This is a genomic window from Acidiferrobacterales bacterium (assembly GCA_028820695.1).
Taxonomy (GTDB): Bacteria; Pseudomonadota; Gammaproteobacteria; order Arenicellales; family JAJDZL01; genus JAJDZL01.
The window spans coordinates 1-18,113 of sequence record JAPPIB010000012.1; the positions used below are offsets into that span (position 1 = coordinate 1).

Here is an 18,113-nt window from a genome sequence, read left to right on the forward strand (position 1 = left end):
GATGCGATAATCCGCTACGCAGAGCAACGGAATTACGCTCCAACGAAAACGCCTCTGGTAATACCAAAAGTTTACAAGAACGAATCTAGAGGATATGAGGATGCGTCAGAATTTGAAAGTCATACTTGCCTTCACCTTGGCACTTGTTTTCTCAACCACCGCAAATGCAGCCAAGTATAAAGAAGAAGCTGTCGCGAACGGTGGTGCTGTTCAAGGCACAATCACCTATAACGGAGTGATCAAGAATCGAACCGTTCTGCCCACGAAAGACAAAGAAGTGTGCGGCAAGTCGCGCAAGATTCCCCAGGTGGTCGTCGGCGACGGTGGAGTTGTACAGGATGCGGTCGTGTTTCTCAAGGATGTCGCATCCGGCAAGGCCTGGCCCGACATGGGACGCCCCGTCATCAATAACATCGCATGCATTTTTGAACCTCATGTGCAGGTCGCCCGTCGCGGCAAGGTCGATATCCTGAATTCCGACCCGGTCTTGCACAACACACACGGCTACTACGGCAAAGCAACCGCTTTCAACGTCGCATTGCCATTCGAGAACGCCAAAGTCACGAAAATCCTTAAGCGTGTAGGACCGGTGCGCACCGATTGTGATGCACACGGCTGGATGCTCGGCTGGGTCGTTGTCGTACCGAATCCATACTTCATGCAAACCGGCAGTGATGGCGCCTACAGCATCGCTGACGTCCCGCCCGGCGACTACACGCTCGTTGTATGGCAGGAGCAGATCGGAGAGACAGAAACACCAATTACCATCAAAGCGGGTGAGACAACAGAATTATCGATCGAACTCGGCAGCTGAAGCAGATTTCTGATTCAGTTGAGATCGTTTTCGGTTCGTTCGTTAATATGACAATGACAACTATAAGAATATATAGATTTTCTGTAGCCATGCTATTTAGCAGGAGGAGTTTATGCCAGAAAAGAAACAAGGTGATAGCGATAGAGTAGTGGGAGGAAATGTCGATCTGACTCGACGGACTTTCCTGCACAAGTCGCTGTTGACCGGAGGTGCGGTAGCCACAGGCAGTGCGGTCGGGTTTTTCCAAACCCTTTCTTCCATGGAAGTCGCAAATGCCGCTGGTGAATCGTTCAGTTTCGCGTGGGTGTCAGATACACATCTGTATCCCCAGACACTGAATCAGCGATTCATTGACAAGGCGACGCGTGCATTCGGTGAGGTTCAAGCAATGGGCGATAAGTTCGACTTCATGATTTTTGGAGGCGACCTTGCCCAACGCGGTGATCCGGTCGAACTCGAACTCGGTGCGGAGTTGCTGAAGGAAGTAACCATTCAGAAACACTTCATACCGGGCGAACATGACTGGTATCTTGACTTGGGTGAGGCCTGGAACAACCATTTCGGCGAATCACCTTGGTCATTTGAGCACAAGGGAGTCCTGATTATCGGGCTTGACACGGTTGGCAACGCGCCTGACTACTGGTCAGCCAGGGGCATGACCGCGAAAGAGCGAATGGGACACATGGAAGCGCTTGACGGATCACAAGCCGGACCTTGGTCCGGTCTGGGAAGCAAAAACCGTCAGTGGCTCTCCAGCACCCTGTCCGACTGGCCGAAAGATGCGCCGGTGATAATTTTCTCGCACACACCACTTTGGGAATGCTACGCGCCATGGAATTTCTGGATTCGGGATTGGCGTCAGGTTCACGAAATCATTGGACCGTGGCAGAATGTAACCAATGTTCATGGTCACGTTCATCAGCCACTCTACAATGAGATCGGTGGTATGCGCAGCATCGGAATGCTAGCCACTTCCTGGCCATGGCCGTATGCACCGCAAGGTGTGCCGGAAATCACGAAACCCATGTTGCGGGTTGATCCTGGCGACCATTTCGATGGTGTCGGCTGGGGCAGTCTTGCCATGGCGGACGGCTTCATGGACAATGAGTACATGATGTGGCGTGAACAGGTCTTCGGAACCACCCGCGCAGACTCCGGTACTGGAGACAACCAAAATCAGGTATTGTCACCCAGAATCGCGGATCGCGGCTGGACCGGCGACTAATTCAACATGGAGGGAAATTTCATGCTAAGCACTAAAACCAAGGGGCTACTTGCCCTCGTAACTGCGGTTGTGTGTGTATCGCTGGCTTTTGCCTTTATGGTGAATCGCGCTTCAGCGCATAAAGTCGCACATGATGCAGAAACACTGCAGGCATTCACGGATGCTTTCATGGAACAGGTCATCCGAGGTGACAATCTGTTCCACGGCGGAACCGAACCCGGACTCAATCTGTCGAGCACGGGTATGGCTTGCGCCATGTGTCATCCCTTCTCATCGGACGTGCATCCTCACGAGTTTCCGAAGTTCCAGGAGCAAATGAGCGAATTCGCAACTTTGCGCGACATGATCAACTGGTGCATCGAGAAACCCAACGAGGGTGAGAAGATCGATCCGGATGGTGAAGCGATGAAAGCTCTGGAAGCATACATGTATTGGTCAAATCGCGGCTCCGTTCTGGACCCGGGACGCCACTGATCGGTAATGCTTGCACTTCCGGAGAATCGTTTCTGATTCTTGGGAGGATTAAGTGAAAATCGGGGGTGCGGCGGCAATTTGATTTTGAATTGTCTCGCACCCTCTTGCATTTGACCGACATTACTCTTAAAGCGCCGATTTCAACTTTTGTTCACAAAGGAGTTGTCTTTCCGTGAAAAAACTACTCGCAACCGCCTCACTTGTCGTCATAGTCGGAGCAAGCTCCCTGATAGCCCTGTCGTTGCAACCCGCGGGCGGAAAAGCCGGTGAGGTAGAGGTAACGACCGGACGTGCCCTATTTGATTACTCCGCTGCCACCGGAAATGTTGAACCTGCAAGCGACGGGATTCCAGTCACTCCCCGGCTGATTGAACACGGCGAGTGGGTGTTCCGAGGCTTGTGCATAGGCTGTCACGGAGTCAACGGCGACGGCAACGGTGCCGTGTGGGAACTCGGCGAACAATATGCCGGAGAACATCAGCTGCCCCGCAAACCGCGCGATTTCACCGAAGCGGTTTACAAACTCAGATCAACGCCAAGCGGCTCGTTGCCCACCGATGCCGACTTGTTCCGGTCTATCTCGCGCGGTCTTGTGCTTGAGCAGGACATGCCGGCGTTCAAGTTTCTTCCTGAACGCGACCGCTGGGCCGTCATTGCCTACATCAAGAATTTCTCCGACCGCTGGGAAGAAGAGGCCGAGTGGCAGGAAGACCCGATAGAAATCAGCGATCCGCCGATGCCGGATATCGCCATGGTCGAAGCTGGCAAGAAAGTATACGAACTGATGCAGTGCGAACAGTGTCATGGGCCTGGCGGCAAGGGCGACGGACCTTCAGCCCCCGGATTGGAGGACGATGCGGGACTGCCGATCGTTCCAAGAGACTTTACCGACGCATCACAGTTTGTCGGATCAAGTGATCCAAGGGGAATCTATCAGACATTCACAACAGGCCTGGACGGCACTCCGATGCCTTCCTTTGCTGACTTTCTGGATGAGGATCAGCGATGGCAGTTGGTGTGGTACGTAATTTCATTGCGCCCTGAGTTCGATATTGAAACGGCACGCAATGAAATAATGACCATGCAAGAAACCAAGATGGCCCGGTTGGACACCCAATGAAACACACCCAACGCATAGGATTATGATTGAACGTGTCACCATCGGCAATCTGGATTTCGACAGGTCTGATACTCGCCGTAGGCCTTGCCTCGAGTGCAGTTGTACTGTTCCCGGAAGATCGTGTACAGATTGGAATCGCGGTTCATGAACCCATCGACTACCAGCTGGTCCCTAAGAACGCAAGTCTTGCGGAACTTGAGCGCGGACGCAGTTACTACATCCAGCTGTGCGCGCTGTGTCACGGTTCGAACGGTACCGGCAGCGGTGAGTACAGTTACCGAATGGTGCCGAAACCAAGCAACCTTGTGGTCGATATCCTCGAATCAAGAACTGATGTGCAGATTGACGAGGCCATACGCGATGGCGTTCGCGGCTCTGCGATGCAGGGGTGGGGTGAGCGTCTGAGCCCGGTCCAACGCCGACAGATCATCAAGTACATCAAATATCTCGCAATAAAATACAAACATCACTAGTCAATGAGTATTACAGCAGACGTCATGGTTGATACACCCGTCCGGGAAACAGCGATAGATACCGACTCGTTGCTGATCGTGAAGTTCATGGTCATGTCCGTAGTCAATCTGCTGATCGGTACGGTTCAGGGCGTTTTGCAGACATTGCCTGAGTTCGCGCTGTGGATTCGCGCGACCGGTCCTGCCGGTCACATGATCGACCCGTTGGCGCATGCGCATATCAACCTCGTAGGCGGTGTCACCTTGGCGATCATGGGCATCTTCTATTACATTCTGCCAAGACTCATTCACCGGCCGATCTACAGTCGTACGCTTTCCATCACATCGTTTTGGTTTTCCGTGATCGGTGTGCTCGGATTTTTCAGTTCCCTGGTCGTGTTCGGCATCATCGAGGGCAACATGGTGCTCGATGGAATGACCTACCAGCAGGCGCTGGACACGGTCGGCAGCATTCACCATATCGCCATCATCACAACCGCAATCCTGATGGGGTTCGGCTATTGGCTTTTCATAACAAACATCTTTCTGACAGTTTTCAAGCGTAACGGAGGTCATTGATGCATCGGTTACTCAATTTTCTGTACAACGGATTCATTGTCGGTGTCGGACTCGGTACTGTCTTTCAGCTGGCTTTCCTGCCCCTGATCGGAATGCGAAGTCACGAGGAGTGGACCGGTCTTCTGGTCTGGGGTTTCGCAATCTCAATCGGAACCGGTGTGATTTCGGCACTGTCTTTCTGGTACATGAATAGAATGATGATCAAGCAGGGCAAGTGATCCCCTTTGTCGGTCACACCTGCAATCGGAGAAACTAATAATGGCAACTAACATACTCACACGAAACGATTATGCTGAAGGAACTGCAGCAAAGCATTTCTTTTTCTCATCAATCGTCATGTTCAATATCGGAGTGTTTCTGGCCCTGATCACCTCAATGAGACTGGCATGGCCGGATGTCTTTCCGAATGACATTCCCTGGTTGCACTTCGGCCGGGTGAGACCGGTACATGTGCATTTTGTGATATTTGGATGGATATCGATGGCATTCGCCGGCGCGATGTGCTACATGGCACCCGCGCTATGCAAGACCAAGCTGTGGAGTGAGAAACTCGGAACCTGGAATTGCTGGGCGTGGAACATCGGAATGGTGGCTGTGTTCTTCACCCTGATCAACGGCATGACTTCCGGCCGGGAGTATCAGGACCTGATCTGGCCGCTTGACGTTTACGTGCTGTTGTTTGTTTTCACTCCTCTCGCAGTCAATATCTGGCTCACAATGCTGAGCCGACAGACCCAGGGCCTTTACGTGACGATGTGGTTTTTCGGAGCCGCCTTGCTGTTCATCATCCTGAGTTACTTCATCGGTGCTGTTCCGGACCTGTTCCCGGTCACTGGACTCGCCGAAGCGTACATGACCTGGTGGCACGCACACAACATTCTTGGACTATGGATCACGCCGGTGTCGGCAGCGATCGCCTATTACATCATTCCGAAAATTTCAGGCAATACACTGTATAGCCACAAGATCGGCCACCTGCACTTCTGGTCCATTGCAGCATTTTATTCAACACCCGGCGCGCATCACCTGATGGGGGCGCCGATACCGGAATGGCTGAAGTCTTTCGCTTCCGTTTCCGGCGTGCTGATCATGATTCCCGCATTGGCATTTGTGGTGAACATGCTGATGACGATGAAGGACAAATGGTGGATGTACACCAAGAACATTCCGTTGCAGTGGGCACTGACTGGTGTGTTGTTCGCGATTCCGTTGAACATCCAGGGCGCTTTTCAGCAGACACGCTCGCTGAACTGGTACATTCACGGCACGCACTGGATCGTCGCCCATGCCCATCTTGCATTGCTGGGATTCTCGAGTTTCATCGAGATCGGTGCGATCTACTACGGCTTGCCGAAACTGCTCAAGCGGAAACTTTACAGCGAGAAGCTCGCCAGGCTGCACTTCTGGATGATGGCAATCGGATTTCTTGGATTCTGGTCGGTACTGACTGCAGCCGGACTGGTGCAGGGTGCAGCCAAGGTGTATGAAATCCCCTACATCGAATCAGTCATTGCAACGCATCCGTACATGGTGGGTCGGGTATTGTTCGGAGCCCTGATCATATTCGCCCAGCCGATCTTTCTATACAACATGTGGATGACCGCGAAGTATGGTGAGAAAGTTGTTCCGGAATCGACCGGTGGCCAGGCAGCGCCTGTCCCGGCAACCAGTTAAACACAGACGTTAGAGGATATCAGTCATGCCGAAATATGTAGCTGGTGCAGTATTTGTAGTCTTGGTGATTTTTTCATCTGTCGCGATTACGATTGTCGGCGGTTCGACCTACATGAACGAGATTCCGAAAACGGAACTGGCCATTGAAAAGGAAAAAATGCTCGGGCACAGCGCGTGGACCATCCACGATCCCTGGATGAGGGGGGATGACGCTCCGACGTTGGCTGGAAAGGGCAAGAAAATTTTCATTCGGGAAGGTTGCTGGTGGTGTCATACCCTGTTGCCGGAGCAAACACAAGATTGGGCGTACTTCGGTGAGCCGCCGGTTGCCGGTGATGTTCAGGGCGAGGCACCCAGTCTTTTCGGCTCGGACCGCAAGGCACCGGACCTGCTTCACATCGCAAGTCGGAATCGTGTGAAAGCCTGGCATTATGTCCATCACCGTGACCCGAGAGCGGTTACGCCGGGTTCGATCATGCCTGCGTTCAAACACCTGACTGATCACGAACTCGATGCAATCATCGCTTATCTGGAAACACTGAAATAAGTTGAATGGGAGACTGCAGAAGATGGCAGACCGAAACGAACTAGAAGATCGAGGTGAAGTTTTTGGTCGCTTCGGCGACGAAGAATATGACGGTATAAAGGAAGGGAACGGCAAGATACCCTGGTGGCTCGTCCTGATCGTCGGTGTCACTGTATTTCAGGCTTTCCTGTGGACCATGCCATGGCCGGGATTTGGCCAACGTTACGATTCGGTGACGACAACTTTCGTCAGCGCTACGGGCAAGCAACCCTGGTGGGATTGGGGTTACTACATGGTGCTGTTTCAGATCATCGTGGTCCTCACATGCATCGCAGGTGTCATCTGGTATATCAATATCCAGAAGTGGCGAGAACGCGGCGGCAAAGACAACAGCGACGGAGATTCGCAGTCATAAGTTTCCAGCCTGCTTTCGGTGGGATTTACAGATCAAATATCGGCACTGATATTTGCGTTGATTGTAGTCGGCGTATTCGTCTACGTCATCATGTCACGTTTTGTGCTGGGACCGCTGACGAAGCTCAAGCGGGTTGAGAAAATCGTAATCTCCCTGGGTGTCGTTGGAATCGCATTGGTGGTGGTCTACGCGGCGCTTGAGTTGCTGTTTCATATCGTGTTTTAGCAATCTGTTGTGACATACCGGAGATGCTGTGAAACTCGGCGAAAAAATCATGTTTGGATTTGCGATCATCGTCGTCATCGCCGCGGTTGGAAAAGGATATCGGCAATTTACTGCAGAAGATCGTCCGCCGCCAAAAAACTACTATGAGTTTGATGAAGTCGGTCTGCAGGGACATCTTGTGTACCGAAAGATGGGATGCAACAGCTGTCACAGGGCGATGGGAACCGGTGAGGTTGGCGTCGCGCCCGTGCTGGATGGTGTGGGTACGCGCAGAACACGCGAATGGCTGCATCAGTATCTGACAGATCCGGAAACGCTTGTGCCCGGCACAGCCCACCATGGAAATCTCGGACCGGATTTCAGACTTCTGGAGGCGGACCAGCGGACCAAGTTGGCTGCGTTTCTGTCGGGCCTGCGTGCAAACCCGAATTCACCCAACTATCCGATCAAGCCCATTGTGTCTGATTCCTGAAATTTACAACCTGAACTGAAAAAGGTACTTGTCTTGAACCCTGAAACTCTGATCCCGTTTATCTGGGCGGCAACCGGACTGATTATGCTGATCGCCATTGTCATCGTCATTTACTGGGCGTACAAAAACAATCAGTTCGACGAGAATATCAAAGACCAGATATTTACCGAAGGCGACGACGACCGTTACAACTGACCACTTCGGACACCGCGATGAGATTCACAGCAGGTGAATGGATTGTCATTGCCGGATCTGTCCTGATCGTTGCGTTTGCTGTCGTTGTGGGGAGCATCATTTACCTTAAGCCGCCGCCGGTGCAATTCCTATACGAGCAAACGGCGGACTCCCTCAGGGGCGAAAATATCTATCGTCGCGAAGGGTGTCTGTCCTGTCACGAAATATTTGGCAATGGGGCATCGTACGGCCCGAGTCTGGATGGCGTTGGCAGCAAACGAGACAGAGACTGGCTTATCAGATATATGAAGTCACCGTGGCCCGGGGTCAGCAAAAAGAAATATCGACTCAAGATGCCGCCCTACGACCACCTATCCGAAGAGGATCTTGAATTTCTGGCAACCTATCTGCTTGCGCTCAAGGTCAACAGTAATGGTGCTAAGTGAAATACTCGAAACACGAATCGATTATGATTCGTTTTCGGACGGACCCGACTGGTATTCCTTATTTTGATTGTACAATCCTGTTCCAATGCACGCCCAGGGGACAATCGCGAGCGCGATGGCACCCCCCAACCCGAAGATGGTCAGGGCGAGTATTGTCAGCAGTGGAAGTTCTTGCATAATGTTCTCTAAACAGTCACAATACCGTTAGTCGGAAAGTATAATCCAACCAGACAATGATGATTCGAAAACTTTATTCCGTTTTTGCGATTTCACTGATACTCTCCATATCAGTCGGTTGCAGTGATAGGCCCGGGGTACAGGCAAAACTGGGTGTCGGCGATCAGGTTCCCAAAAGCAATAATCTGACGGTGTCTGACCCGGACAAGTGGTATGAGATTTCGTCCATGGACACCAAGGTACCGCTATACAAGTGGAAAGTGGCCGACCTGGTCAGCGAAAGCAAACCATTTCTTATCGTCTTCGGCACCCCTCAACACTGCACGATGTGTGTCGATCAGATCACCCGGGTCGCAGTCATGGCCGAACAGTACGGTGAGCGCTTCGCATTCGTGCACGTTGATGGATACCGGGACACCTCGGTCTGGGTTGAGTGGGGCGTAACCGGTGAACCATGGACTTATCTGGTGGATGGTGCAGGGACAGTCCGTTCAGTGTTCCCAGGTCAGACTGAGCTTGGTCTGCTGTCCCTGGAAATTGACAAGATACTGAACGCGAAGGAAGGTTAGTGAAGCCGGCTCGCAAAGCATGTTTTTCTACGCTGGCGCTTTTGGCAGCGCTTGTGCTCTGCCCACCTGCAGCCGGGCAGATCAGCCCATACGTCTATGTGCAGATGTCACTGGGTGTGCCGTGGTTCCTGTATTTCGTCTTTCTTGCCTGTATCTTGCTTCCGTTCTTCGTGCTCATTGCGCTGGCGTGGCGTCGTTACTACAGTGCTGCGAAACAAAGCCGCGACAAGCACGGTAATCTGGAAGATTACTGACCCGGGTTTCGGAGTTCAAATCGGACGATTTGATGAGGCCAGTGCCTTGAACGGTACGTGACCCTGGCTGACTGCCAACCGGTCTGGTTGCAGAAATTGCATCAGGAAATTCTCTCCTTGATTGTCGTTTTACAGTATTATTCCGATCGAAAATGAATCCAGAAATTCGAGTTGCTGACAGGTATTCAGCAGTCGAACCGTGCTGACAATGGGCTTTTTTCTTCGCATCATCCTCCCCATCATTCTGCTCGCTGTCTTTGCGATTGTGGCAATCTTTGTGCTCAACTCGGTCGAATCGATCGAAATGATGAAGTCAACAAATAGTGCCGGACCGACAATACTCAATCGCTGAGACAATTGATCTGCCCGAACGCAGGGCATGAATTGCGAATAATGGCCGGATCGGGTCGGTTGCCGACCGGAACTGCAGATCAGTGGTCAGATGTGGCAAGCGTATCCTGAATCCGTTTGATTTCATCGGTGTAATCCGTCGAGTCCAACACCGCTTGATCGCGTAACAGATTTTCCAGGGCTTGCAGCCAGATTTCATAGTAGCCGACACCCTCGTCGCCGTACGTCGATCTGATCGCATCTGCAAGATGTTCACTCCATTGCGGCCAGGTGAATACACCTCGATGATGAAGACTCACGGTGAGTGCGAAGGCACGTGCCATCCATGGTGCCTCGAATATCGGGTCCTGTGCATCCGGCAGATACTGCTTGATACTTTCTTTGTGAATGTTCATACTGTCTCCAGATAGGACTCGAAAAGGTCCACATAGACAGCGGTCGGCGACTGCGAAGCCTCAGCGCCCCACAACTCATCGCCCTCGAATCGAACGCTGTAAAGCCGTTGCGGACGCTTGTCGCCTTTCGCATGGGCGTCGGGAAAAATGAAAGTCCCCTGATCAGACGCGATGACGCCCTCGCGTCCTTTTGCAAATTCCGGCAAACGAGTGTGACCGGGATAATTCAGGGTTTTCGCCCTGACCTTGGTGCCAATCGATAATTTCCCCGCTGACCGCGACAGCATTCGAGTACTGCTGCCCCGATGAAGCGTGTCCCAGACATCTTTACCCTTCAACATGTCCGCTCGGAGTCTCCATCTGAGGCAATCTGACGCATCCGCCTGTCAATTTCCCCGCGGGTCAAGATACCATTTTCTACCAGAAGGGTCTGCAGACCGTAGATCCACTTTTCATAGTAACTCGACTCAAGATAATGATCGTCCTCCATGCGTTCCCGGGCATAGCGCGACATGTCGAGATTCCATTTGCCCAGGAATCCGGCAGCAAGGGTCAGCGCAAACGCCCTTTTCTCCCACTCGTGATGGAAAACAGGTTCATCCTGCTCAGGATTGACAGGTCCGAATCCTGACCTGCCACCAAGGTCGTGCGCGCCTTTCATTGACTAGACTGCGGACTGTGTATCACGTCCGTGCCGATCATGGAGTCGCGGGTGACGAGACTCGCCAATTCGGCCTCAGTGAGATGCTGAGTTCCCTTCGGTCGCATGGGGATCACGAGATAGCGCACTTCTGCGGTACTGTCCCAGACCCGGATTTCGACATGCTCTTCCAATCTGACCCCAAACTCCTCAAGTACAGTTCGAGGTTCAGACACCGCTCTTGCCCGATACGGCGGAGACTTATACCAAACCGGTGGCAAGCCCAGTACCGGCCACGGGTAACATGAGCACAGTGTACACACCACCATGTTATGGATGGTCGGTGTGTTTTCCAGCGCAATCATGTCCTCGCCCTGGCGTCCTTCAAAACCGAACTCAGCGATCGCCGCGGTCGCATCACTCAGCAACCGGTCCCGATAGGCCGGATCACACCACGCCCTGGCGACAACCCTGGCACCATTGTGAGGTCCCACACGATGCTCATATACATCGACCAGCTCATCCAATGCCTGTGGGTCGACAAGGCCCTTTTCCACCAGAAGCGATTCCAGTGCCTTGACCCGGATTTCCATCTGCTTCGGTGGAAGTGCGTGTTTATGCCTGCTCATGTCAGCTCCCCTTCAATTCCACCGATCAGTCCTGGCTCAATGGCTCTATGTCAAGATAGATTTTACTGAGCGTGTAATGGTCACCGCTATCGTCGGTTGGCCACCATCCCTTGCTGTCCGGTCCGGTATAGAATCGAAATTGGAATCCATCACGGCTGTCATGATGCAAGGCATAACCCAGCGACTGTCCGGTTTTTGCCTCAAGCGACTCAACCATCAACCGCACGATCTCACCCCGTGTGAAAACCTCCTGTGACGAGACAAAACGATCATCAACGACACTCTCACTCGCGTTCACATGCGGGAGCATCTCGAATCCGTTCAGTTTCTCCTGATATGGTATTGTGTTCATATCCTGCATTTCAAACCGATCCCCGTTTTCAAGATAACTGAGTTGAACACGTCGAATGGTGACACCGTGTCTGGCATCGCTGAATTCCGCATCCGACAAGTCGACAATCATGACACCGCGGTTTCCGAGCACCTCGACGATATCGCTGTGCAACACAGCCGCAGTATCCAATCCAACTCCTATGCCGAACCTGGCACCAGTCTGATGCATGGCAACAAGCCCAGTGGCAAATCTCCCATTACCGAAATAATGTTGATCCACGAACCATTGTGGATCGACCAGATTCAGGCCCTTGACCAGATGATCGGCTCCGATTCGACCGTGGTTCAGCACTTCAATCGGATCGGTCTCAGTAGAGAGCACGGTCGCACCGGGAATACCGCCAATCACCATGCTGCCGGCTGCATGTGCTTCCCGTACCGCCGAAGCGAGATCACTGGGTGCGGTGTCCTCGCCGCTGAACATGATTCTTGACAACCGCTGAGGCAAACCGCCGACGAAAAATATCGAACTTGAATCGCGAACCTGGTCTGTCACAATCCGATCCTCGGCGGCAAACCGATAGTCTGTTGAGAATTCCTGAAACACTTCCGCAATTGGAAGCAGCTGTGATGACGCGCCATAACGCTGGAAGGCACGCCCGGTAAATCCACCATACAGTTTCGGGCGGGAGTGTGCTGCGGCAATAATCACATTTTCGCCGGATTTTCTCTCAGCGATCCTGACAAGATTGCGCCAAACGACCTGATTTTTCAAGGGCAGCACATCGCCAACCAACATGACAACTCCCTGTGCCCGCAACAGTTGATATGGCGTGAATAGCAACGTCGCAATGACCATCAGCACAAAGGCAGTGCGTTTCAGATTGTCTGTCACTTCGGTCCCCACTTTCCTGATCGATTCCCGTACAAGCCGGCAACACAGGTGAATTGTTCGGTTGCTTGTATTCACAGCGGAATTATAAGTCCCGACTTCATGTGAATCAGGACGGAGCGATGGATTGCGTGGCAGGCCCTGGATATTCACTGCAATCTCAAATCGGTCAGTCGTGCGTACATCTGCGGCAGGACATCAGGCAGCGAATGCAAGTGTGAGTAGATCGCGTATTGTCCAGGGCCGAACAGATGACTGAGATAACGCGGTGCGGATTGGTCAATTGTCAATCCGAAACTCATCACACTTTTGGACTTTTGCTCGATCAACGCTTTACGCGTATCCTCCAGCGCATATCGCCCCTCGTACTGGTCAGTCGGATCGTGGGGTTTTCCATCACTGAGGACAATCAGCAGTTTCTGTCTGGATTTTTGAGCATGCAACTTTGCACCGAGGTGTCTGATAACCGGTCCCATTCGGGTATAGTTCTGCGGTTTGACTTCCAATATATTGCGTCGGGCAGACTCATCGTACGTGTCTTCAAAGGCCTTGATGCGATCGCAACGAACCCGCAATCGACTGTCACTTGAAAATGCGTAGAGTGCAAAATCGTCAGCAACCGAATCGAAAACCTGCGCCAGTACAGCCATGGATTGCTTGGCGATATCAATCACCCGGCTTTCGCCGACCCATGCCTCGGTGGAACGCGAGGCATCCATCAAGACTATGACAGAAATATCCCGATACTGATGGATTTTCTGTCGGTAATAGGCTGACTCCAGCATACCGCACCCGATTCTGTCAGCCGCGCACGTCACGTAAGAATCGATGTCAAGCTCCTCTCCGTCCTCAAGGAATCGACTCCACTGCGATTCCTGCCGCAACAACGAAAACCTTCTCCGTACACGGTTGACCAATTCAGAAAACTGCGAGTCCAACTCGGCGTGATAACCGCCTTTCGGTCTGTGTTCGAACAGCCGGCACCAGTCCCGCCTGTAGGTACGGGCGAGGCAGTTCCATTCCGGGTAGGTGTAGTGGTCGCGGATGGCAGCGAGGCCTGACTCGGGCTGCGGCATATAGTCAACGTCAAAAATGGCTTTTTTCTGAGGCTGTTCCAACGCGTCTTCGCGATGTTTCCTGGTATTTTTCAGAAATGGCAGCCGAAATCTCTCAACCTGGGGTGTTCGATGGCTCCACAGCGGTACCGGCAGATAGGGAACGGTCTTGCCCAGCCATTGCGAATCTGCAACAACTGTACGATCTGATTTAGCCTGATCGATCATGTCAGACAGTGACCTGTGTATATGATTGACATCGGCGCCAAGTTCTCGCCGAATGGCAGACTCGAGCACCAGCGACGGGTTGCGTGTTTTCTCTGATGGGTCGGGATAGGCTGCCCTGCGCAACTCAAGTTCATGCTCGCAAAGTTTGCGATAGCGCTCGTTCAGACTTGGAAAGGCAGTCAGTAATCTTGCCGAGGTCGCTGCGCCCTGCAGCAAGTGGCGTACGCCCGGCGGCAGTGATTCGATTCCCGGACAACACTCGTTGAAAGCCAATACAGCTGCCAGCCAATAATACAGATCGCGATTGAGCTGACGGTCAGGATAACGGTTGATCCGCTTCGGCAGGCACAGTACTCCCGGCTCTGACCAAGCCTGCAGATCGACTCCGCCATGTGTGGTCATACGAACCGACGGGTTCAATCGATCACCCGAACTCGCTGTTCGCTGGAGGTCACCTCCCATCGCGTGAAAATAAAGATCCAGTCCCTGCCACAGATCCTGACCCTTCACCGCATCCTGAGGATGGCGCAGCCGACCGGCCAGACCAAAGAGCAATCCATACCACAACACCGATATGCCGTCAGCAAAATAATTGCTCCTAAGCGAAGTAGGCATTCACCATCTCCATCAGTCCTTCCCGAATGACAGGATCATCGGTAAGCGAATCGACCAGTGCAACTTCGCACGCGGTGCGGTGATTGAGATTGTCCTGAATCATGTGCGCCGCATGCACCAGCAGACGGGTTGAAGCTGTCTCCTCGATGTCATGCCCCTCAACCGTACGCAATTGCCGGCCAAGTTTCACCAGCTTTTCCGCGATGTCGGCGCTGACCCCGGTCTCAGTGACTACGATCTCGACTTCCTGCTTCATTGGCGGAAAATCAAACGTCAGTGACACAAACCTTTGTCGCGTGCTCTGTTTGAGGTTCTTGAATAGATTCTGATAACCGGGATTGAATGAGACAACCAGCATGAACTGCGGTGGCGCACTGATTACTTCAGCGGTCTTCTCAAGATAGATCGTACGCCTGTCGTCACACAACGGGTGAAGAATCACCGTCGTATCCTTGCGCGCCTCAACGACTTCATCCAGATAGCATATGCCACCGTCCCGAACCGCCTGCGTCAGGGGGCCATCGTGCCAGACTGTCTCGTCATTCCTGATCAGATACCGACCGAGCAGATCGGTTGCCGAAAGCTCATCGTGACATGCAACCGTATACAACGGGCGGCCGAGTGTTGCCGCCATGTGCCGGACAAACCGAGTCTTGCCGCATCCAGTCGGTCCTTTCAGCAACACGGCCAGTTGCCTGCGGTAAGCAGACCTGAACACCTCCACCTCGTGATTCTGAGCGAGATAGAATGGAACGCCCGAGTCAATCATGGCCGGCCTCCGAGTCTGATTTTCCCTGACACTGCTTCATTGGTATACTCCATTGAATGTAATTGTCAGCAAGTTCATTTCGACTCGCAACTACCGGACTCATGCTACGGCTTCTGTCTCGTCTCATCATTCAGCGCACCAAACAGGCTCTGGCCCGTCGTCGCGCACTCAGGCAGGACCGTGACAGACAAAGCCAACGCAGTGGGGAATGGTTGCGAGCACGCAAACTCGTGATCTTCGCGATGATTGCCATTGTGCTTGTAATCAGTATTTTCGTTTCTCGTTCGCAGTTCAATGTCTCGACCGTGACAACAGACCCAAGTCGAGCCCAAGTGGAAATACACCTTGACTCGGTCGAGGTCTCACCTGTGGTGGTCTACCTTGAACAACGGCCTCCTCCTCTTACTCCGGTTCCGGAAAGTGACAACATCAGCCGGATCATCATTGAAGATAATCAGTTTATACCAACTTTTCAGATCATTTCGCCAGGCAGTACCATTGAAATCGAAAACCGAGACGAGATGCTTCACAACACTCATGTCATTGATGGCAACGATACGGTCTTCAATATCGCGACACCGCTTAGAAGTGTCACCGTTCGAAAAATCATCAAGGCCACCGGAATGCTGAATGTGCGATGCGACCTTCATCCGTTCATGCACGGGTGGGTGTTCGTTCCATCCAATCCTTACTATACGCTGGTCCGCGAGCCCACCGCCATTCGCTGGACGGATATAGTACCGGGTGAATACAGACTGAGAATCTGGGAAGCGGGAACCTTCAGGGAGGAAATTTCCCTCACCTTTTCAGCTTCTGAAACAAAGTCCTTGCAGATTCTGTAGCCGCCGACAACTCCGGCTCTATGCCAGCAGCTTGATCACAATCAGTCCACCGCTGATCAGCATGACTGTTGCAACCGTCCGCTCCATCGTCAATGGTGTGATTCGATGTGCGATGACTGCGCCCAGGGTGATCCCCGCTGACACTCCGATGCCGATTGGAATCGCGAGCGGCCAGTTCACCGAACCGTGAATCACATGGCCCAAAGTAGCGAACGGGCTGATGGGAATCTGTATCGCCATGCTCAGGCCCACAGCTGCCAAAACCGGAAAATCGAGCAGAAGCAGTGTTGGAACGAGCAATAAAGGACCACCCGTACCGCTGATCGAAGAGCCGTATCCCACCAAAAACCCCACTAGGACAAGTACACTGCCGGCAGTTTTCTCGATTCCGGATCCGGCGGATTTTGAGGCATCTCGGCCCAAGGCCCTGATACCCGACACAATTACCAGCGCCGCGACAATGATCTCAAGGACGACAGACGAAATCACCTGCAACGTGATGGCGCCAAGATAAGATCCGGGCGCCGCCCCTGCAATCAGGTAAATTGCCTTATCCCATCGGATGGAGCCCCGACGGGCATATGCATAGACCGCGAAGATGGCGGCAAACGCAAATCCGGCCATGCAGGCGGGAATGACGGTATGGATATCGATACCGGCGACATAGACAAGGAATGGAATGATCAGTATTCCGCCGACACCACATATTCCGATCAGGACACCGACGAAGAAACTGAAGATTCCGGTACTGCCCAACAAAAGAGCAGTCGACTCAAACATGACTTGATGGGAGTCAGCGGCAACCAGGCTCAACCGAGCTGGTTAACCCTTACATCGAAAACGACGAACCGCACCCACACGTGGTGGTGGCGTTGGGGTTGTTGATCAGAAACCTGGCACCCATCAGATCATCGAGATAGTCGACTTCGGCACCCATCAGATATTGGATACTTAGGGAATCGATCAGCATGGTAATCCCTTTTTGCTCAATGACGAAGTCATCATCCTGCTGCTCGGTCTCCAACTGAAACCCGTACTGAAATCCAGAGCAACCACCGCCTTCGACATAGACTCGCAACCCGATGTCGGATTCTGACATCAGGATCCCAACGCGCTCGGCGGCACTGTCGGAAATGTCAAGAGTTGATGTGCTGTTCATACTGGTTCGGTATCTGACCGGAGATCAAACATATATTCTTCGCCTGCTGCTGAGTATTATAGTACGAGCATCGATTCATTCACTGAAATCATTGAGCTGATGCCGCGTCTGCTCGAACGCCTGGAGAAGAAACAAGGTCTAGGGTGCGATCAGTCTTGCGCGGCTGAAATCTCAGCATCAGCCCGCATCTATCCAGCAAGCGCTCACCCTGCCCAGGTTGCCTGATGTGGACTTGAGACAGCTTTGCCCGTCGATATCGAGGATGTGTGTGGCTTGGCAGACGACCGTGCAGCATAAGGGGCTATATTACAATGTAGTGCATTGACTTGTACTGCAGCAAAAAACCAACGCTTGAGACGACAAGTGAAGCACAAGCGACGTCATGAAACCATAATTGGTTTTCGGGCCTTGCCGGAAGAAATGCACAAGTGGCGCGAGTTAGCGAAAAAGGACGACCGATCATTATCATCCTGGTTGCGGATCAGTAAACGAGACACAGCTTAAAAAAAATATGGCAGATCAAGGTGACTGGTGTTCAAATACCTTCATTCAAGATGCGAACGCGCCGTCGCTGGCACATCACTGTTGTCCGGTAAAAGTCCGGGCTGA

Annotated in this window: 27 protein-coding genes; 17 read left to right on the forward strand and 10 right to left on the reverse strand. The window is 52.6% G+C overall.

What is annotated here, in order from left to right; translation table 11 throughout:
* The first annotated feature begins 100 nt into the window (after positions 1-100).
* From OXI60_01550 to OXI60_01615, 14 genes are all read left to right on the forward strand, one after another.
* Positions 101-814 carry a carboxypeptidase regulatory-like domain-containing protein gene (locus OXI60_01550; GenBank protein MDE0308504.1) on the forward strand — a complete coding sequence of 238 codons (714 nt, stop codon included), beginning with the start codon at positions 101-103 and terminating at the stop codon, positions 812-814.
* Positions 815-926: 112 nt separating this feature from the next.
* Positions 927-2,039 carry a metallophosphoesterase gene (locus OXI60_01555; protein MDE0308505.1) on the forward strand — a complete coding sequence of 371 codons (1,113 nt, stop codon included), beginning with the start codon at positions 927-929 and terminating at the stop codon, positions 2,037-2,039.
* Positions 2,040-2,060: 21 nt separating this feature from the next.
* On the forward strand, positions 2,061-2,513 hold the full coding sequence (locus tag OXI60_01560; protein ID MDE0308506.1) for a hypothetical protein: 453 nt from the start codon (positions 2,061-2,063) through the stop codon (positions 2,511-2,513).
* A gap of 172 nt (positions 2,514-2,685) precedes the next feature.
* Positions 2,686-3,633 carry a c-type cytochrome gene (locus OXI60_01565; protein ID MDE0308507.1) on the forward strand — a complete coding sequence of 316 codons (948 nt, stop codon included), beginning with the start codon at positions 2,686-2,688 and terminating at the stop codon, positions 3,631-3,633.
* A 32-nt stretch (positions 3,634-3,665) separates the two neighbouring features.
* The gene (locus OXI60_01570; GenBank protein MDE0308508.1) at positions 3,666-4,106 is read left to right on the forward strand and encodes a cytochrome c; all 441 of its coding nucleotides are present in this window, start codon (positions 3,666-3,668) and stop codon (positions 4,104-4,106) included.
* Between the two features lie 3 nt (positions 4,107-4,109).
* Complete coding sequence (locus tag OXI60_01575; protein MDE0308509.1) at positions 4,110-4,664, forward strand: cbb3-type cytochrome c oxidase subunit I; 555 nt, start codon at positions 4,110-4,112, stop codon at positions 4,662-4,664.
* Positions 4,664-4,882, forward strand: a complete 219-nt coding sequence (locus tag OXI60_01580; GenBank protein ID MDE0308510.1) for a hypothetical protein — start codon at positions 4,664-4,666, stop codon at positions 4,880-4,882. Before OXI60_01575 ends, OXI60_01580 begins: the two co-directional genes overlap by 1 nt.
* A gap of 40 nt (positions 4,883-4,922) precedes the next feature.
* Positions 4,923-6,338 carry a cbb3-type cytochrome c oxidase subunit I gene (locus OXI60_01585; protein MDE0308511.1) on the forward strand — a complete coding sequence of 472 codons (1,416 nt, stop codon included), beginning with the start codon at positions 4,923-4,925 and terminating at the stop codon, positions 6,336-6,338.
* 25 nt (positions 6,339-6,363) lie between these two features.
* A complete protein-coding gene (locus tag OXI60_01590) occupies positions 6,364-6,885 on the forward strand; it encodes a cbb3-type cytochrome c oxidase subunit II (GenBank protein ID MDE0308512.1) in 522 nt (173 codons plus the stop codon).
* A gap of 22 nt (positions 6,886-6,907) precedes the next feature.
* Entirely contained in the window at positions 6,908-7,279 is a 372-nt protein-coding gene (locus OXI60_01595) for a hypothetical protein (GenBank protein MDE0308513.1), read from the forward strand.
* Positions 7,280-7,297: 18 nt separating this feature from the next.
* On the forward strand, positions 7,298-7,504 hold the full coding sequence (locus OXI60_01600; protein ID MDE0308514.1) for a hypothetical protein: 207 nt from the start codon (positions 7,298-7,300) through the stop codon (positions 7,502-7,504).
* Between the two features lie 28 nt (positions 7,505-7,532).
* Positions 7,533-7,976: a cytochrome c gene (locus tag OXI60_01605; protein MDE0308515.1), complete on the forward strand. Its 444-nt coding sequence runs from the start codon at positions 7,533-7,535 to the stop codon at positions 7,974-7,976.
* A gap of 33 nt (positions 7,977-8,009) precedes the next feature.
* Positions 8,010-8,171, forward strand: coding sequence for a hypothetical protein (locus OXI60_01610; protein MDE0308516.1), 162 nt, complete (start codon positions 8,010-8,012; stop codon positions 8,169-8,171).
* 17 nt (positions 8,172-8,188) lie between these two features.
* The gene (locus OXI60_01615) at positions 8,189-8,596 is read left to right on the forward strand and encodes a c-type cytochrome (GenBank protein ID MDE0308517.1); all 408 of its coding nucleotides are present in this window, start codon (positions 8,189-8,191) and stop codon (positions 8,594-8,596) included.
* A gap of 21 nt (positions 8,597-8,617) precedes the next feature.
* On the opposite strand, the gene OXI60_01620 is transcribed toward OXI60_01615, so the two are convergent.
* Positions 8,618-8,773 (reverse strand): hypothetical protein, encoded by a 156-nt coding sequence (locus OXI60_01620; protein MDE0308518.1) that lies wholly within the window; start codon positions 8,771-8,773, stop codon positions 8,618-8,620.
* A 56-nt stretch (positions 8,774-8,829) separates the two neighbouring features.
* Here OXI60_01620 and OXI60_01625 point away from each other — a divergent pair, with 56 nt between their 5' ends.
* A complete protein-coding gene (locus OXI60_01625; GenBank protein ID MDE0308519.1) occupies positions 8,830-9,342 on the forward strand; it encodes a hypothetical protein in 513 nt (170 codons plus the stop codon).
* Positions 9,342-9,596, forward strand: coding sequence for a hypothetical protein (locus OXI60_01630; protein ID MDE0308520.1), 255 nt, complete (start codon positions 9,342-9,344; stop codon positions 9,594-9,596). The genes OXI60_01625 and OXI60_01630 overlap by 1 nt, the downstream gene beginning before the upstream one ends.
* A gap of 431 nt (positions 9,597-10,027) precedes the next feature.
* Here OXI60_01630 and OXI60_01635 read toward each other — a convergent pair whose 3' ends face one another.
* The 7 genes from OXI60_01635 to OXI60_01665 all read right to left on the reverse strand — a co-directional run bounded on the left by OXI60_01635 (position 10,028) and on the right by OXI60_01665 (position 15,503).
* The gene (locus OXI60_01635; GenBank protein ID MDE0308521.1) at positions 10,028-10,342 is read right to left on the reverse strand and encodes a nitrile hydratase accessory protein; all 315 of its coding nucleotides are present in this window, start codon (positions 10,340-10,342) and stop codon (positions 10,028-10,030) included.
* Entirely contained in the window at positions 10,339-10,683 is a 345-nt protein-coding gene (locus tag OXI60_01640; GenBank protein MDE0308522.1) for a nitrile hydratase subunit beta, read from the reverse strand. Before OXI60_01640 ends, OXI60_01635 begins: the two co-directional genes overlap by 4 nt.
* Positions 10,677-11,003, reverse strand: coding sequence for a nitrile hydratase subunit beta (locus OXI60_01645; GenBank protein MDE0308523.1), 327 nt, complete (start codon positions 11,001-11,003; stop codon positions 10,677-10,679). Before OXI60_01645 ends, OXI60_01640 begins: the two co-directional genes overlap by 7 nt.
* Positions 11,000-11,611, reverse strand: a complete 612-nt coding sequence (gene nthA / locus OXI60_01650; protein ID MDE0308524.1) for a nitrile hydratase subunit alpha — start codon at positions 11,609-11,611, stop codon at positions 11,000-11,002. Before nthA ends, OXI60_01645 begins: the two co-directional genes overlap by 4 nt.
* 25 nt (positions 11,612-11,636) lie before the next feature.
* Positions 11,637-12,839 carry a hypothetical protein gene (locus OXI60_01655; GenBank protein MDE0308525.1) on the reverse strand — a complete coding sequence of 401 codons (1,203 nt, stop codon included), beginning with the start codon at positions 12,837-12,839 and terminating at the stop codon, positions 11,637-11,639.
* 146 nt (positions 12,840-12,985) lie between these two features.
* The gene (locus tag OXI60_01660) at positions 12,986-14,734 is read right to left on the reverse strand and encodes a VWA domain-containing protein (GenBank protein MDE0308526.1); all 1,749 of its coding nucleotides are present in this window, start codon (positions 14,732-14,734) and stop codon (positions 12,986-12,988) included.
* Entirely contained in the window at positions 14,718-15,503 is a 786-nt protein-coding gene (locus tag OXI60_01665; GenBank protein MDE0308527.1) for a CbbQ/NirQ/NorQ/GpvN family protein, read from the reverse strand. The genes OXI60_01660 and OXI60_01665 overlap by 17 nt, the downstream gene beginning before the upstream one ends.
* Before the next feature lie 62 nt (positions 15,504-15,565).
* Between OXI60_01665 and OXI60_01670 the strand changes: the two genes are divergently transcribed.
* On the forward strand, positions 15,566-16,345 hold the full coding sequence (locus OXI60_01670; protein MDE0308528.1) for a hypothetical protein: 780 nt from the start codon (positions 15,566-15,568) through the stop codon (positions 16,343-16,345).
* Positions 16,346-16,363: 18 nt separating this feature from the next.
* Here OXI60_01670 and OXI60_01675 read toward each other — a convergent pair whose 3' ends face one another.
* Positions 16,364-17,125 (reverse strand): sulfite exporter TauE/SafE family protein, encoded by a 762-nt coding sequence (locus tag OXI60_01675; protein MDE0308529.1) that lies wholly within the window; start codon positions 17,123-17,125, stop codon positions 16,364-16,366.
* Positions 17,126-17,174: 49 nt separating this feature from the next.
* On the reverse strand, positions 17,175-17,504 hold the full coding sequence (gene erpA, locus OXI60_01680; protein ID MDE0308530.1) for an iron-sulfur cluster insertion protein ErpA: 330 nt from the start codon (positions 17,502-17,504) through the stop codon (positions 17,175-17,177).
* Between the last annotated feature and the right edge of the window lie 609 nt (positions 17,505-18,113).